We start from the raw sequence: 16,596 nt of genomic DNA, 5'->3' as shown, positions 1-16,596 counted from the left end.
GGCCTCAGAGGGTTTCATGGCTCAACTATTGATATCAAACAAACAAAAGCATCACTGTCAATGCCGTGATATTTCTATGGATTGACGTGGTGAGGTTATGTGATATTTCGTGCTTGATTCTGAAAGTTGACGAAGAGTCTCACCCAGTTGGACAACGCAGTAAGCCAGCAGAAAGAAAAACATAAGCAACAATCCTGGACCATAAAGTTCACGGGAGATGAGCCATACTGCGTCATATACGATCAGCCAGAGCATTGCGAATCGCATAAAGGCACTGCCTGTGGCTCGACGGATTCGGATTGGACGCATTCTGTGGCGCAGCATTAGCCAGGCAATACAGACAAAAATGGCGACAGCAATCATTGGTCCAATCCACATCCACGGACGGCCATGCATCGCGCCAGGTGAACCGTGATAACGCCAGTTCATCCATGTCACGAGGGTGAGCGTCCAGAAAATCCAACCTGCACAGATTGCCCACCAATCTTCGTCACGCAGTCGTGGCCGTTTCCCTTCCAATACGTGAACAATGGCGTAACAAGCCATTACATGGGTCATGGTTAGCCAGATAGGCCAGGCAAAGGCTATCCACGGAAACGGAATGAACATATTGAGAGCTCTCATTAAACCAACTAGTACGATCCCAACAGCAGGCAGGAATTTTCCTGTCAGGTTGAAAAATAAGATCGTGATAGCAGTAAGAGCGCAAAGCACCGCTGAACCCACGCCAAGAAATACCGATGCCAACATGGCTGCAAGCAGGCACAGGATTCCCAGAATGACCGCCGCAATTGGCCCAATGGCACCTGTTGGAATGGGGCGAGATGGACTGAACGTGCGGTCGTGTCGCACATCTAGGACGTCGTTTAGGGCAATGCCATAAATAGCCAGCCCCCCAGCTACGACCAGAGTGAGTACGAGCGCGAACTCCAGTGATTGAAACCCCGGCGTATGCTGGCCAGCGGAGCCTGGTTCATTTTGCCAAGCGAGAAAGACCACCAGCCACGCATTACTGATCGCGGAAAAAACTACCTCAAGGCGAAGTAATTGCACAGCATGAATGATTTGGTGCCAGCGTCTGGTCATCAGGGTTGCCTAGGTAGGCCAGAACGGAATTGTACGAGATCTGTCGCATGTACCCGCGAGCCGGCTGATGATTGAACGATTCATCCATAGCTTTATTCGGAAGTGATCGTTACCAAGTCATTCAAACCCCTTTCCGTCCGAGAATCCTGTGTGCTAGACGCGAGGATTACCGATAAACTTAACTACATGGATCGAACTCATCGCGATATCTGGGGTGTAAAGCTGCTTCTGTTTGCCGGACTCTGGGGCATTCTACCTATGTCAATAGGTGGTTGTGACGCCAATAAAATCATGAAGGACGCGATGGAACCTTTCTTCCCGCCATCGCCGGGCGAGGTCACTCGTGAAGTGTTCAACACATACGATGCAGATAAGCGTCGCCGTGGAATTATCCTGCTGGCCAATGCGAAGTTCGGAGGCGATGAACCCTATCTTCGTACCTATCGTATGCTCATCGATGATGAGGATGCCTCTGTTCGAGCTGCGTGCGTAAAAGCTCTTGCCATGCATGGGAAGGTGGAGGACGTTCCACTTCTTGTGCGTCGTCTGAAGGATGACGCATCGTTTGTTCGCTGGGAAGCAGCTCTGGCTCTTCAACGAATACACAATCCAATTGCCGTCGAACCGTTGATGCTTGCCGTCTCGAAAGACGAAGATTCCGACGTTCGTATGGCTGCCGCCACGGCACTTGGTCAATATGCCGAACCACGAGTGTTTGAAATATTGGTTAGTGCGCTGGACGACCAGGAATATGCTGTTGTACAGAATGCGCACGAGTCACTACAGACACTGACTGGGCAGAACCTTGATCCGGACGGTGCTGTTTGGTTGGCATTCAAAAAAGAACATCCGGGTGAGGCTCTCTTTAAAAACCAGCAACAATACCTCTGGAAGCCCTACACCAAACCCAAGGGGACACTCGACTACGTAAAGTTTTGGAAAAAGAAGCCAACCCCACAACCCGCACCGCCGGTTGGCGCGACCACTCAGACAGCGGAAGCAAACTGAGTATTACTTTGCTCGTCTGGTCCACTCTTCTTCGAGCGGCCTCAACTCGTTTGATAATTGTGATCGTTTCTCTTGGAGCCTTTTGACTTTTCCTCTGTCACGATAAATATCCGGGTCTGCCAGTTCCTTATCTAACTCTGCCAGCTTTGTCTCAATCGCTACTATTTTTTCTTCCAGTCCCTGTTGTGATAACTTTGCATAGGGACCAGAACTGTTGCTGGCATCTAACCTTTTATTTACCTGTGGTGAGGGGGCTTTTGTCGCAGTTGGAGGTGATGTGATTTTTCGGTGGGGCTCCGATGTTGCCTTACTCATTTTTACTTCCGCTTGTTGGGCAGCAACAAGATCACTGTAAGTCCCCAGAAAGTGTCTCGCGTTGCCGTGACCGTCGAGAATGATGAGTTGATCTACCAGGTCTTCAAGCAGCATACGGTCGTGAGTAATGAGAATGAGAGTACCTCCGCCTGTTACGTTATCTCCAAATCCTTCAGGTTTGGCAGTGAACTGTTTGAGGGCGTCTTCGAGTCGTTCGGCACTAGGGATGTCCAAATGGTTTGTTGGTTCATCAAGAACCAGCAGATTGTGGCCAACAGCCATTAGCCCCGCGAGTACAGCACGGCTGCGTTCTCCGCCGCTAAGTACCGAGAGAGGCTTGTCTTGGTCGAATCCGGAAAATAAAAAAGCTCCAGCGAGATTTCTTGCTTCCTGCTCGTGTCCACTTGCAACAAATTTCTGGAGGTACTCGGTGACTGTGCTGCGTAGATCAAGATGTTCGTGGGTTTGTCGGTAGTGGCCTACATCCACCGAATTTCCTACACGTACGGCACCGCTATCAGACTGGACGCCGCCTAGAAGTGTATTCACAAGTGTGGATTTGCCTGCACCATTGGGACCAATGATTCCCACACGATCACCACGCTTGATCACAAGCGATAGGTTCGTAAACAGCGGTTTGTTTTCGTAACCCTTCGTTACTTGGTCGGCAGTCGCAACCAGGTCTCCGCATCGGCTTCGAGGTCGAAGTGTCAAGCTCATGTCGTTCATCTCGACAGGCTTTTCGACCAGTTCGTCGCGTTTGTAGCGTTCCAGACGTTTTTCTCGTCCCTGCGCCTGGGCTGCCCGCTGACCTGCTCGATAGCGGTCAATAAACGCCTGTTCGTGCTTCACACGTTCCTGTTGCTTCTCATAGACACGTTGTGCTGCAAGCCGCCGCTCAGCCCGTTGTGTTCGAAACGCTTGATAATTTCCCGGGTACTCAACCATTCGTCCCTCTTCAAGCTCATAGATCTTGGAGACGACATGATCGAGGAGCCATCGGTCATGGCTTACGAGTACAACCGCACCGTTATAAGAGGATAAATATTCTTCGAGCCATTGACGGCCGGCGATATCGAGATGGTTCGTTGGCTCATCAAGCAACAAAATATCGGGCTGCCAAAGCAGAAGTTTTGCTAGTGCAAGTCGACCTTTCTGCCCGCCGGATAAATCCTTAACCTTGACGTTGAAGAACTCATCCGTGAGTCCCAGGCCATGCAAAGTCTCATCAATCAGATGATCGACAGCATAACCGCCTGCTGATTGGACTTTCTGTTCGACTAGTTCATATCGCTTGAGTAGACGATCGAGGTCGTCTCCCTCAGCCGTCCCCATTTCGTGTGCGAGTTCTTCCAGTTGTCGATGCAGGTTTTCCAGTTCGGCAAATGCAGTGGCAGCCTCATCACGAAGAGTGCGATCCGGATCAAGATTCGGATCTTGCGTCAAATAGCCGGCTGTCGCGCCTCGCGCTAGTTGAATCTGGCCTTCGTCATGTTTGAAAGTGCAGTGACCGGAGATCAGTTTCAATAGGGTTGACTTACCACAACCATTACGCCCAACCATCCCTACGTGCTCACCGGCGTCCACAGTTAAATTGACGCCGTCAAGAATACGTCGGTCACCGATGGAAAGCACCAGATTAGCCACACTCAAGAGTGCCATGAGCCCCGTAGAGTAGCACGTTATTATGATTAATGCGCCGCCAAGAACGAGTTTCCGAATGGATTGTCCCTGCTAGCCCCCAAGTACCACTCTGTCTTCTTGACCATCACGAAACATTCGTGTGTTGGTTCATCCGGATCTCGTATTAATGGGACGTACCTGCCGCCGCCGACCGCGATTTATGGGGCACAATGAGTATCATGCCGTGGTTAATTAGACGGTACTACAAAAGAAGTAAATTTATTGCGAAACACAAGTGGCGAAGCAATTCGATCGCATGATCTGCTCCAATAAGAACCATTTGAGAAGTGCGACTTTTATTACGACTAGAGGAACCTATGCCAACTCTCCTTCAACAACTCCAATCTGCTGCTTCACCGATCTTTTCCGCATGGGGCGATCCGCTGCCAGCATGGAATGACCAGACGCGTCGAACTGCTGATTGTGCTGTCGATGGAGTGTTGCTTTTCCGGTTTAATGGTCTGATTCCAACAACTATCGGTCGCCGGAATATTGACTGGTCCGGCAAGCATCACCAGCATCAGGAATGGCCTGCTCAACTCAATCGTTTTTTTACTCTAGGTTCGCTTGCCAGAGCATGGTTACAAACTGGCCAGTCACATTATGTACAAGCTGCACGAGACTATATTGAGGATTGGATTGCCTCTCATCCCACTCCACAATCGTCGGCGACGTTTTCGATGCAACGATATGACAATGTGCTGAACTTGGGGCTGCGCATGGGTGATTCGCAGCACAATGGCTGGCTGGGAACGCTACCCGCATTCATGAGCAGCCCTATCTTCGACGAAGCATTTGTCCGCTGTGTTATTGATTCAGCAGCAGCACAACTGAACTATCTCTCGGAACATCCGGCACCAACAATCAACTGGCGCATCGCCAATGCTGATGCGCTCCTGCTTTCAGGCATTCGAATTTCACATCACCCGAGTTCGCAGGTATGGCGTCGTGTGGGTGTCCGTTTGCTCAATGATGCGTTTCGTCGGCAAGTACTTCGGGATGGCGCGCATATGGAACGCACCCCCGGCTATCACCACTGGATGACTCGCGTGGCCGATAAGTTTGTCACCTTAGCGAGGCACGTACCTGAAATAGGGTTAGATCTCAATCACGATATAGTGGCGGGGCTTTACGACTATGCCGTTGCAGCATTGAGACCTAACGGCGCGCACAATGGGATACACGACAGTCAGGGTTCTCGAATTACTCCGGATAATGATGGCCCCGCACCGTCACGGAATGCCATTAGTACCGCTTTGCAAGATCGAGCAGCATTCCGAAAGAGTGTTGGACTTCCAGAGATAAATCCACCAACTTCAGCTTTTTTTCTCGATGCCGGTCAAGCATACCTGCGTACGGACTGGTCATCCGATGCCACCTACGTCACCTTTGACGCTACTACGTATGGTGGCGGCCACTGCCATCTTTCACGCAATACAATTCAAATTCATGCCTTCGGCAAGACCCTGTTGCCCGATCCGGGATGGCTCACCTATGAAGAGTCCGATCCGGCATCGTTTCACGGCAAGTCCACGCGTGCTCACAACACACTAAACCTCAATGGTTGGAACCAATCGAGTTCTAATCCATCGATTACACGGTATTTTCATGCTGATGCGCGACAAGTAGCCAAGGGAGCAACGCTGCCTGTGTATGACATCTGTCGATCAGATTATGAAGGGGGATATTGGCAGGGCAATTACAATTGGGGATTCGATCGAATGTCGCACGGTATCTGGGCTAGCCATTGCCGTATTGCACTTTTTGTACACGATCTAGGCGTACTCGTGATCGACAACATGTACCGTGTACCGACATCCCTGCCAGAGTCGGACGCATCTATCCCTTCTGTGGAAGCAAATTGGCAACTGATGGAAGGGGATGTCAACCTCGATCTTAATAATCGCGTGGTACATACAGCTCACGAGCGGGGTAATGTTGCTCTGCACATGGCGGTGATTCCCGAAGGAGCGAAGGTGACGATGGCAGCTGGTATTGGACGTAAAGAAGAAGCAACAATTCGAGGCTGGCTGCCAACCGATGACGGTTTGACTCCCGCATCACAGGTACGGATCGAATTGCCTCACATGCACAAACACTACGCAGACTTTGTAACCATGATCTTGCCATTCGCTGGCGCCACACCAGCGGCCGTCAAAATTAAAGCTCAATCTGCCTCCGGCATAAAACCGGGGTGGTTAGAGTTAGCACACGCGGATGGTCGATGCGATCAGTTCGCTTGGATGTACCGCATGGACATGATGCTTGGTAGCTGTGAATTATTCGGCGGCTTTGAGACAGATGCTTCGTTCATTCACATCCGACGCGACTCACAGGGTAAGGTGATGGGTGTTACTGCCTTTGATGGCACCTACATCACGCCAAGTGATGCTCGCCGTCAACTTGAGTGGAATTCAATTGCGGGCATAGCCCACGACGTGAGTGTGCATTGAGACTATGCAGTAATGGAATCAACCCTCCAAGTGCTGTAGCTGTTTCTCAAAGATCACAAGGTTGGCAGTTCGATCGGGATCCCAGCGAATACCAACGATGTCATATTTCTGTGAGATAGCCAAGTGCAACATCGGGCGATGTTGATTGTGGCATTCAAAGCGCATGCCTTCGTAACCCGCATTAATTGCCCAGGAATGGGCAGCTTCCATAAGCTGCGAGGCGATACCCATGCGGCGGGCATCAGGTGAAACGCCAAACAACCACGAAAAATAAACGGTTGGTTTTAGTTCAAACCCAACGTAAAACCCGACCGGCTTCTCTTCGAGACTGGCGACCAGGAGAAGTTGGTTGTAACGACCAAGGAATCTGCGACGGAAAAACTCCGCATCTCTTGCGGGATGGAAAATCTTGGAGTAAAGCTCTGCGATCAGTGGTATCTCAGCTTTACCGACAATATCAATCTTGGCGTTGGCCATGACTAAATGCGTCCATGCGTTACGATAGTGGATTCATTCTAAACGAAGCATTTCCACTACGAGACCCGGATCTGTCAAAGCGGAAACGCGGAATCCAATTCAAGAAAAAAATCAACAGTACGAAATGCGGACAATCTGGCTTCATATTTTACAATCGATAAAAGTCTTTAGTTGAATAGGTTACGAACGGCTTGGTGGTTGAATGCTGTAAAAATGGGTATGAGGTTACGTATAAGTTAACCTGTCGAGTAAGATATCCGTTAAGCCTCGGCAATTTCCGCCTTTCTTCGATCCGCTAATCAGGGGGCTTCTCATGTGCGCCAGACCAACCGAATCTGAAGGTCGCCACCGGCTTGTTCTGGGTGATGACGAGTTTATCCGTATCCGCTGTGCGCACTGCGCTAAAAAGTTACGTGTCCGTTCCGTGCATGCGGGGGAGAAGGTGAAGTGCCCTAACTGTAATTACATGACTCCGGTGCCATCACGGTTCGATGGTTTGCCATCTTTGGATGAGATCAATCAAGGTGTGCCATACGAGCGACAACTGTGGGGCATACCGGTGCATAGACTGGTTAAGTTGGCACTGGGCGCAGTTATTACTGGGATTGCGTTGTACTTGATCATGACGCAGCCGTGGAAGTCTCGGTAAATCACCATCATCATGACTAGCCCCCAAAGATAAAACTCAGCAGCGAGGCGCATCATCGCCAGTATCAGCCATCCACTTGTTGAGCATATCTCTTAGTTCTATTTCCACTGTCTTCTCTTTCACTTGCCCCGCGAGGTTACGTGTTTCTCGCGGATCTTCGATCACGTCATAAAGTTCAGCACGATCTCCAATGTTGTGGATCAACTTATGCGTAGCGGTACGCACCATACGCTGTGTAAATCCGCGGCCGGCATTACCGTCGTAGGCAGCAAATGTTTGTAATCGCGGTTCGTGATTGGGTTGACCTTCAGCCAGAGTACGCAGGCTGCGACCGGCGCAACCTGTTGGTGCGGAGATGCCTGCAAGATCAGCGAGTGTCGGAACGAGGTCTAGATGATCGGTCATTTCCAGCACTCGTCGGGAAGAGGTTTGGTGAGGCAGTTTGCATAGGAGTGGTACGCGGGTGGCCTCCTCGTAGAGGCACATCTTCCCATAGAGTCGATGACTTCCGAGCATGTCCCCATGATCTGATGTGAAAAGTACCAGTGAGTCGTCCAACATCGCAGCATAATCGAAGGCTGCCAGTACACGACTGACGCAACGGTCCATCAGAGCGACCATGCCAAAATACATAGCCCAGATTTCTCGCCATTGTGGAAGGCTTACATGTGCTCCTAATTGGCCAGGAATATTTGCCAATTGCAGAGCGGGCATGCCGGAAAACCACTTGCCAACGTGCGGCGGCAAAGAAATGGCATCAGCCGCAACCTTGCTCGCCCATACTTTTGGAGCCCAAAGAGGTGGATGCGGTAGCCAGAAGAATCCGAAAAGAGCAAGCGGGCGGGTATCTCCAGTGTTAACGTGTTGGTTAACCACTTCTACCATACGGGTTGCAAGAACTTCATCAAGAAACAATTCCTCCCGCAGAGGAAAAATCGCAGGTCGGGGCGATGATGTCGTGAAAACCGTTGGCTTGCCATTCTCTGTATCTATGATTGGATCGCGAAAAGCTTCGACATCACCTAGCTGAAGATTGCGAGACAGCAGATCACGAAGGTGCTCTCCGTTACTGGCAGGCCCTGAGTACTCGACTCCAGCAGCTTGTAATCGTGAGCCTTTTGACCCGCGGAGAAGTTGAATTCCCACATGCACAACTCGATACCCGGCTTCAGCAAGAATCTGTGGGAATAGTGTGATGTTTGGCTTTACAAAACCGAATGACTGCTCGCTGTGGAACCATCCACTGATGAGGGCACCGTGCTGGCGAGGCGAGAGGCCGGTGAGGATACTTGCGTGGGCAGGACCGCAGAGTGGACAAGGCGTGTAATGCCGATCAAAAATTGTAGATCGTTCGGCCAGCCGATCGAGGCCGGGGGTTGGACATTGATGATCGCCGTAGGCTCCGAGAACGTCATAGCGGAGCTGGTCAGCCATCAGAAAAATAAGATGTGGCCGCGACATGATGATGTGAAGCTAACGTGATATCAGGGTGTCGGCAATGGGGAATCTTCAATTAACGACCGTATTATCAACAAACCCTGAGGGTGTAATAGTTCAAGTTAAAATCGTTCCTCGTGCCAGCAAAAGCCGAATTGCTGGGATATTAGGCGGGAGACTCAAGATACTGGTCGCTGCACCTCCTGAGGATGGGAAGGCGAATCAAGCTGTATGCTTGCTCTTGGCCGAGACACTGGGGATTCCCTCTCGCGACGTGATTGTGGAGGCGGGTCACACCCAGCCTCAGAAGCGTCTATTGCTCCGAGGTATCAGTTTGTGCCGGGTAACAGAGCGTATGAAGAAGTATCTTGAATAGTGATGAAATCACGGACGGCTTTGACACTGGTCAAAGTCAATCAACGTATTGCACTTGCCCGCCTGAGTCGATCATTGATCGCCAGGCCAAGCCCTTGATCGGGAACAGGTTCAGCGTAGATGGCATCGAGTTCCATCGCATCAAGGCGGCGTATCGCTGCGAACAGATTTGTAGCAGCTTCAATAGTGTTTCCGGAAGGTGACAACACCTCTACTGCTGTATAACCACTCGTATTGCTGGGCGGGCCGAGTGACAATAAGCCCACACGTCCAACCGGTCGGCTGCCTCCAAAATAAAGTCGGGTTCTCGGGGCATAGTGGAGTGCGGACATGCCCGGTGACAGAATTCGTTTATCGGTTTTATCAAGTCGACGGACCGAACCGATGACTGCTTCGATGTCCTCAATGGCCACTGCTCCAGGACGCAGGAGTGTGGGTTCTTCAACAAGAGACAACACGGTTGACTCAACCCCTGCGCGGCAGGAGCCGCCTTCGAGTACAAGTGGAACAGCATTCCCGAGTTCCTGCCGAACATGTTCTGCAGTCGTAGGGCTGACAGAGCCAAATCGGTTCGCGCTAGGTGCGGCGAGGGGCACACGAACTGAGCGAAGCAGCTGTTGAGCGATAGGGTGATCAGGCACACGGATCGCTACATTTGGTAATCCAGCAGTGACGATATCAGGAACAATCTTATTTTTAGGTAATACAAGTGTCAGCGGTCCGGGCCAGAATGTGCCAGCAAGTCGTTGTGTTGTCTGAGAGATTTCTATAACCAGTTCCTCGAGTGAAGAAGTATCTGGCACGTGCACGATCAAGGGGTCGAATTTTGGTCTGTTCTTAATCTCAAAAATCATGGCAACCGCAATGGGATCGAGGGCATTCGCAGCCAACCCATAAACGGTCTCGGTCGGCAGGCCGACCACTCCGCCCGCAAGGATAATTTCCTTGGCACGGATAATGAGAGAGCTGAGAGTAGAGGATGGAACGTTCAAGGGAGAAGTAGTAAGAGATCACGAGGCAGCAGTTACGGGGCGAACTTCATTCTCCACCTGTGGGGGATCGGCATCCTGTGGATATGCGATACGACCGTGATACATTGCGGCCAATGTTTTAACGATTGAGTGAACGACTTTGTTTAACTCCTGAAGAGTGATATTGCACTCATCAAATTGTCCATCAGCAAGCCGTTTCTGGGACATATTGTGTACCAACTGTTCTAGCTTGGCGTGCGTGGGTTCAGCCATCGCTCTGGCTGCGCCTTCAATACCATCGCAGATCATGATGATTGCAGCTTCTCGAGTCTGCGGCTTTGGCCCCGCGTAGCGGAACTCAAACTCGCTGGGCGCTGGCTCATCCTGAGCTCCTCGCTGTTGCTTGGCAGCATGATAGAAATATTCAACCAGCGTGGTGCCGTGATGCGTCTCAATGAATTGTCGGATCGATTGCGGCAAGCGGTATTCGCGTGCCATCTCCACACCATCTTTTACATGCCCCATGATGATCAGCACACTCATTGCCGGGGATAGTTTTTCATGTCGGTTGGGGCCGCCAGCCTGATTCTCCACGAAATAGTGCGGCTTATTGATCTTGCCCACGTCGTGATACATCGCACCTACGCGACACAGTAACCCATCCGCTCCGATTGTCTGGGCCGCGGCCTCTGCCATGTCTGCGATACGTAGTGAGTGTTGGTACGTTCCCGGTGCTTCCTGCGCCAGACGCCGTAAGAGCGGAAGCGTCGTCTCGTTGAGTTCCTTGAGTGTCATCGCAGTCGTTACGCGGAACAATCGTTCAATCAGCGGTAACAATCCCTGCACGATCAACCCAACCGCCAGCCCGGTTGTGAGGGCAAAGAGCGCGTCATGGCCGATTTCCTTGCATGAGTCGAGCAGCGAGGCGTTGATATCGAGTCGTCGCGCAGCAAAGCCGGTAACAAATACCGCCAATGCCATCGCCAAGCCAGACCAGAGACCGGTTAAGGGAAGTTTAGAGCGGCTGCGTACTTCATTGAGCTGGCTGATCGCGGTAGCCAAGCCTGCGAGCAGTACGAAGCCAAAAGTCGCTGGCAGATTGAGCGAAATCATGATGAGCAGCGTATGAAGCGCACCAACGGTAAGGGCGAATCTCCGATCGTATGCAATTGCCAGTACGACGCCGGATATCAGTGTTGGGAGTGTTGCCGTCAAAAAGAGCAATCGAGGATAGGCGAGGGTTGCGGATACAGCTGCGGTCTGAGCTAAGAGCACAAGGCCTGTAAAGGCGATGCCTCTCATCGGGTTTGCCGCGATACGCGGATTGTACACGAGGATATATGCCCAGAAGCTGGCACTAACGAGCATAATCAGACCAACAAGCCCTGTACCCGATATCCACGGCATCCAGGGATTCTGTTGATCAATCTTCGTGTCATAGGCAGCTCGCTCCAGTTCCAGAAGTTCGATATCGGCCGCGTTGATTCTTCGGCCGGCTGCGACAATCACATCGTTCTCTCGAAATGTCTTCTCAACAACAGGCTCCCGATCCGAGGCCCTTTGTTTACACAGCTTTGTCTCTTCCTCGTTAAAAACATAAGTCGGATTCGTATTCTGGCTTATCAACGCAGCGATTACACGAGGCAGCAGGGGGGAGAAGAGCTTCGCTGCCTTGCTGTCGATTCGTTCACGAATAGCGATTGCGTCATCAACGCTAAGGATTTCGCTTCGCACTACCTCCAGATCACCCAGCGGATGTTGGATCACAATCTTGTAGGCGGGGTTCTTTTCATTACGTTCGATTAAAGCCCGGTCCGGTGTAAGGATGGCTAGCGTCAGCAGGTCATCGCGGAATTGTTGTGTCAGTCCGAGCCATTGTTCCTGTGGCAGACCATTGCCGGCGAAGAAGGACCGCAGTCGGGTTAGTGCTTCGGGTTTCATTTCCAGTGAAGCTGGAAATTGCCTGGCATCAGCGACATTGGGGTCCGTGGCCTTGCTTGCAAGGTAGTTAAATTGATCCTGCACAAAGGAGATAAATGCAGGGTTAGGCGAGTAAACGGAAGGCTCACGTGCGGCTGCAGCTTTCTTCGCTGTTTCCGTCGCAGCTTCATTGCGGGCTTTAAACTCCGCACGCGCCACGATCGAATCTGACACGATCTGGCCTTCCGCGTAATTCAAGCGATGTTGCGCGCGAAGAGCGGTTAACCCCGCGATCGCTCCGAGTGTGACTGCCAGTAGGATGGCCCACAGGACATCTTTCCGACGGGTCCACGCCAGCCACGACGGCGGCTCCTTCGGTAATGCACGACGAACTTCCTGTCGGCGCAGCGAGTTGTGCTGGCGAAAAAGTTGCATGAAAAGCGATCAACACGGGCCTGTTATTCATCGGCCGACAATGGTGTATTTATTGTAGTCGCTTAATTCCGGCGGCGTGCCATGGCAGACTTTGAGTTCGCTCGAAGAATTATCGGCCTTGCCTAGTTTTGGACTCTCAGAATTGACTTGATCTCCGAGCCTTTAACCGAGTCTATAAACTCCATCCTATGAATTACTTATCTAGCCTATTGGACTCTTTTGGCGGGGCATAGGCCTCGACGATACGTTGAACAAGGCTGTGGCGGACGATATCCGTTTGCTCTAGCGTAACAAACCCGATGCCAGTAACGCGGATAAGCCGTCGAGCGGCGTCAATCAACCCTGATTCCCTTGGTTCCTCAAGATCGATCTGCGACGTATCGCCGGTTACGACCATCTTACTGCCGTGACCAAGTCGCGTAAGGAACATGAGCATCTGCGAGCGAGTTGTGTTTTGTGCCTCATCAAGGATTACAGCGGCATCATTAAGTGTTCGACCTCGCATGAAAGCGAGTGGAATAATCTCAATTACGTCGGTCGCCATGAAACGTTGAATTTGCTCGAAGTCCATCATGTCATGCAGCGCGTCGAGCAGGGGGCGAAGGTAGGGATTGACTTTCTGCTGCATATCGCCGGGAAGAAACCCAAGTTTTTCGCCAGCTTCGACCGCGGGACGTACCAGCATGAGCTTGCGAACCTGACCTCGACGGAGCATTGCAACAGCGGCTGCAACCGCGAGGTATGTTTTGCCAGTTCCTGCTGGACCGATGCAGAACGTCAGATCATGCTGGTACATTGCGGTGAGGTAGCGTCGCTGCCCCGTGGTCATGGCTGTGATTTGTCGGCCACCAAGATAGACCTCTAGTTCCGTGCCATCTTCTCCATCACCGTTATTGGATTCTGACTGATGCCGCTGGTGTTGGCGGTCTATGTGCAAGCTCCCTGGCCCGCGGCTGTGAGAGTGACGTGTCGCCGCTGCGATACTATCAATCACCTGTTGACGGGTCAGAGGGCGGTTACGTTTTGCAGCTTCCGCAAGCTGTTCGATCACATGAGCAGCTCGACCTACCGCATCGCTCTCACCACTGATCTTCAGCGATTCATTACGGGCCGAAATATTGACCCCCAGGCCTTCGCGGATGATTTTAAGATTTCGTTCGCCCGAACCGGTCATGGCCAGTCGTTGGTCGCCGTGTGGCAAGCTGATAGTCAGTTCCAATGCCGAAACACTCCTCCTAGTTTGGCGGGGTTCTTTACCTTTATTATTCTACCCGCCTGATGCAATCAAGGATAAAAAACCACTCCGTGCAAATCCTCGTGGAGAGCGCACTCTGGATGATGGCGGTTTTATCAGTTATCCAAGGCTGTACGCCAAAAGTGAAAATCCGACCCGTCGCTGCGATGACGCAACCCGGCATCATCGATGATCGGTTTACTCAAGGTTCATATGCGGAAGTCAATGGCGAATATGAGCGGTTACCTACGGATATTCCACGCACCATCAAAAAAGTTCACTGGGGTTTGCTTTCAATCTCAGCATCCAATATTACTATTCTGCAGCGGGAACCGATCCATGCCAACGCCCTTGCGCCAGATGGACGGACGATCGAGATTCTCGCTTGGGAATTGCGTAAAGGTGTGATTGCAATCACACTCCAAGGCGGCAGGTTTGGCTCCCGCGAGCTTGAGTCCGTATTTATCACCCGACTACAGAAGGTACTCTCGGGAAAACCGATGCCTCATCGAGGCGGCACCTTCGTCATCCCCGATTAAATCATGATCACGCGTCCGTGGATTACGGTAGTCACGGGGTTACCACGTTCCGGTACGTCTATGGTCATGCAGATGTTGGCCGCAGGTGGTATTGAACCGTTGATAGATGATGTGCGCCCAACCGATGTCAGCAATCCTTTGGGGTACTTTGAACTCGATGCGGTAAAACGAACAGCGACAGATGCCTTGTGGTGTAATAGTGCCGTAGGTAAAGCGGTCAAGGTGATATATCAACTCATCCCCATGCTGCCGGAGGGAGTTGAGTATCGCGTGATTTTTATACGCCGTGAGATGCGGGATGTGCTTGCATCACAGGCCGCGATGCTTGCCCGACTCGGCAGAACCGGAGCGGAACTACCGAACGAAAAGCTTGCGAAGATTTATAGCCGACAAATTCAAGAAACGGATGCGTGGATCAAAACACAGCCACAGTTTCGTGTCCGCAAAATCGATTACGAGAGAGCAATCGCTTCACCAGCCTCTATCGCAGCGATCATGGATCGGTTTCTGGGAGGCGGTCTCAATGTCCATGCGATGTCCCGCGTAGTGGATCCAGCCCTGCAACACTTTTGCTGCCGACCTATTTGAACAGGCGACGAGATTTGAGTTCCGATGGCGATGTAGGGACGATCACTTGGCCATTAGGTAAAACTCGCTTCACAAGTTTTCCTGTCGCATCAAACTCACTGACCTGCTCTGGTTGTTCAGGACTTACTCGTGAGTAAACCAGACACGATCCATTCTTGCGAGGTTCGACACGTTCTGTCCGAAACGACACTTTTCCCGTTGCGGCTGAGTAGGCGTAAAAGCCAATACTCAGAGGCTTCTTGTGAGGAAGCAGCGTATCGAGCATTTGCAATTCGACCTGGGAAAGGTAAACAAATGGCAGTGGTTCCTGTTGTACAGGGGGTTTATCTCCAGGCTGAGTGGCTGGAAGAGGAGCGGTCCCCGGCTGATCCCACTTGAAGTCCTTATTTCCCGATCGGTCTGTTCGTTTAACGTTGATTTGGCCGCGCGATCGCACGCCGGTCTCTGCATTGGTATTCATATCCGCCATCGCAGCTTGAGCGACGGCATCTAATTTTTGATCTTTTTTAAGGACACGATGGGTGGTCTTGACTGACCAGAGTTCTTCCGACAGGTCATTGCTGACGAAAAAGTCTGCCTGCGTGTCATAAGCATGGGAGTCCACCAACATCCGCCCCTGGATCAACACATGAAATCCCTGATTGTCGAGCCGCTTATCCGGCTCTTGAGTGATACGCATATAGCCAATATCACGTTCGGTCGGCTTGGCGTCTTTTGCCGTGACCACCATGTCGTAGATTCTCAGCCATTGTTCGGCAACGAGTGCTTTCTTGATAGTTTCAGCATTAATTGACTGCTTCCATTCCGTGGCGGCGGCCATCATCGCATTGCGATCTTTTTCAATCTGTTCCTGTGATTCGACGGCCATTGAATCGAGAATCGCTTCATAGGTCGGACGAACATCTGCAAGCTTGGTTTCATCCACGTCCAACTGGAGCAACGCAAGTGTGGTAGGACTGATTTGCATGAATGCTTGGCCGAGAACCCAGAATCCACCTTTTTTTGCAGGAAAACGGAAATAAATCAGAAGTCCCGGAGCACCACCAATGCGACGTGTATGCTTGGCTTGCGGTTCGCCAAGGATGACCGCTGATGGATTCAGCATGCCGATCTGGCCGATTGTCAATTCTTCAAGCCGGTCCATGTTGAGCGGATCGTCGCTTTTTTTGATGTAGAGGTTAATGGCGTCTCGATTCGGGCCAAGCATGCGCAAAAGCGCATCATCCATATTCTGTTCGAGAACTCGGTAGCCTAACGGCGGATTCAACTGCAGGCCATAGGAATTCTCACGCCATATTTTGAGTGATAACAGATTAGTGTTGATTGTCGGTGGGTTGCTGTTTTCTTCCGCATGTGTACTGCAAACAATCATTAGCAGTGTGACAAAAAATATCGTGATGTTTTGGCGTTTCGCTTGCATGGATGA

At 51.4% G+C, this 16,596-nt stretch carries 13 protein-coding genes; 5 read left to right on the top strand and 8 right to left on the bottom strand.

Going from position 1 to position 16,596, the window contains the following annotated elements; all coding sequences use genetic code 11:
* Positions 1-57 precede the first annotated feature (57 nt).
* A complete protein-coding gene (locus IT444_09055; protein MCC7192913.1) occupies positions 58-1,086 on the bottom strand; it encodes a hypothetical protein in 1,029 nt (342 codons plus the stop codon).
* Between the two features lie 186 nt (positions 1,087-1,272).
* Between IT444_09055 and IT444_09050 the strand changes: the two genes are divergently transcribed.
* Positions 1,273-2,094 carry a HEAT repeat domain-containing protein gene (locus IT444_09050; protein MCC7192912.1) on the top strand — a complete coding sequence of 274 codons (822 nt, stop codon included), beginning with the start codon at positions 1,273-1,275 and terminating at the stop codon, positions 2,092-2,094.
* Between the two features lie 3 nt (positions 2,095-2,097).
* Here the strand turns inward: IT444_09050 and IT444_09045 are convergent, their stop codons facing one another.
* The gene (locus tag IT444_09045; GenBank protein MCC7192911.1) at positions 2,098-4,071 is read right to left on the bottom strand and encodes an ABC-F family ATP-binding cassette domain-containing protein; all 1,974 of its coding nucleotides are present in this window, start codon (positions 4,069-4,071) and stop codon (positions 2,098-2,100) included.
* 338 nt (positions 4,072-4,409) lie between these two features.
* Between IT444_09045 and IT444_09040 the strand changes: the two genes are divergently transcribed.
* Positions 4,410-6,545, top strand: a complete 2,136-nt coding sequence (locus tag IT444_09040) for a heparinase II/III family protein (protein ID MCC7192910.1) — start codon at positions 4,410-4,412, stop codon at positions 6,543-6,545.
* A gap of 18 nt (positions 6,546-6,563) precedes the next feature.
* On the opposite strand, the gene IT444_09035 is transcribed toward IT444_09040, so the two are convergent.
* Positions 6,564-7,022 carry a GNAT family N-acetyltransferase gene (locus IT444_09035; GenBank protein MCC7192909.1) on the bottom strand — a complete coding sequence of 153 codons (459 nt, stop codon included), beginning with the start codon at positions 7,020-7,022 and terminating at the stop codon, positions 6,564-6,566.
* A gap of 685 nt (positions 7,023-7,707) precedes the next feature.
* Entirely contained in the window at positions 7,708-9,132 is a 1,425-nt protein-coding gene (locus IT444_09030) for a sulfatase-like hydrolase/transferase (GenBank protein MCC7192908.1), read from the bottom strand.
* Positions 9,133-9,169: 37 nt separating this feature from the next.
* Here IT444_09030 and IT444_09025 point away from each other — a divergent pair, with 37 nt between their 5' ends.
* Positions 9,170-9,484: a DUF167 domain-containing protein gene (locus IT444_09025; protein MCC7192907.1), complete on the top strand. Its 315-nt coding sequence runs from the start codon at positions 9,170-9,172 to the stop codon at positions 9,482-9,484.
* A 40-nt stretch (positions 9,485-9,524) separates the two neighbouring features.
* Here the strand turns inward: IT444_09025 and IT444_09020 are convergent, their stop codons facing one another.
* The 3 genes from IT444_09020 to IT444_09010 form a co-directional block, all read right to left on the bottom strand.
* Positions 9,525-10,475: a threonylcarbamoyl-AMP synthase gene (locus IT444_09020; GenBank protein ID MCC7192906.1), complete on the bottom strand. Its 951-nt coding sequence runs from the start codon at positions 10,473-10,475 to the stop codon at positions 9,525-9,527.
* Positions 10,476-10,493: 18 nt separating this feature from the next.
* Positions 10,494-12,809 carry an HDIG domain-containing protein gene (locus IT444_09015; GenBank protein ID MCC7192905.1) on the bottom strand — a complete coding sequence of 772 codons (2,316 nt, stop codon included), beginning with the start codon at positions 12,807-12,809 and terminating at the stop codon, positions 10,494-10,496.
* Between the two features lie 193 nt (positions 12,810-13,002).
* Positions 13,003-14,028, bottom strand: coding sequence for a PhoH family protein (locus tag IT444_09010; GenBank protein ID MCC7192904.1), 1,026 nt, complete (start codon positions 14,026-14,028; stop codon positions 13,003-13,005).
* An 86-nt stretch (positions 14,029-14,114) separates the two neighbouring features.
* Between IT444_09010 and IT444_09005 the strand changes: the two genes are divergently transcribed.
* Both IT444_09005 and IT444_09000 read left to right on the top strand, forming a co-directional pair.
* The gene (locus IT444_09005; GenBank protein ID MCC7192903.1) at positions 14,115-14,582 is read left to right on the top strand and encodes a hypothetical protein; all 468 of its coding nucleotides are present in this window, start codon (positions 14,115-14,117) and stop codon (positions 14,580-14,582) included.
* A gap of 66 nt (positions 14,583-14,648) precedes the next feature.
* Positions 14,649-15,170, top strand: coding sequence for a hypothetical protein (locus IT444_09000; protein ID MCC7192902.1), 522 nt, complete (start codon positions 14,649-14,651; stop codon positions 15,168-15,170).
* Here the strand turns inward: IT444_09000 and IT444_08995 are convergent.
* Positions 15,163-16,590 (bottom strand): hypothetical protein, encoded by a 1,428-nt coding sequence (locus tag IT444_08995; GenBank protein MCC7192901.1) that lies wholly within the window; start codon positions 16,588-16,590, stop codon positions 15,163-15,165. The two genes, IT444_09000 and IT444_08995, sit on opposite strands and share 8 nt — an antisense overlap.
* Positions 16,591-16,596 lie beyond the last annotated feature (6 nt).

The organism is Phycisphaeraceae bacterium (genome assembly GCA_020851465.1).
Classification (GTDB): domain Bacteria; phylum Planctomycetota; class Phycisphaerae; order Phycisphaerales; family Phycisphaeraceae; genus JADZCR01.
Note: the sequence above shows the minus strand (reverse complement) of the source record. Positions and strands in the feature narration are given on the sequence as shown.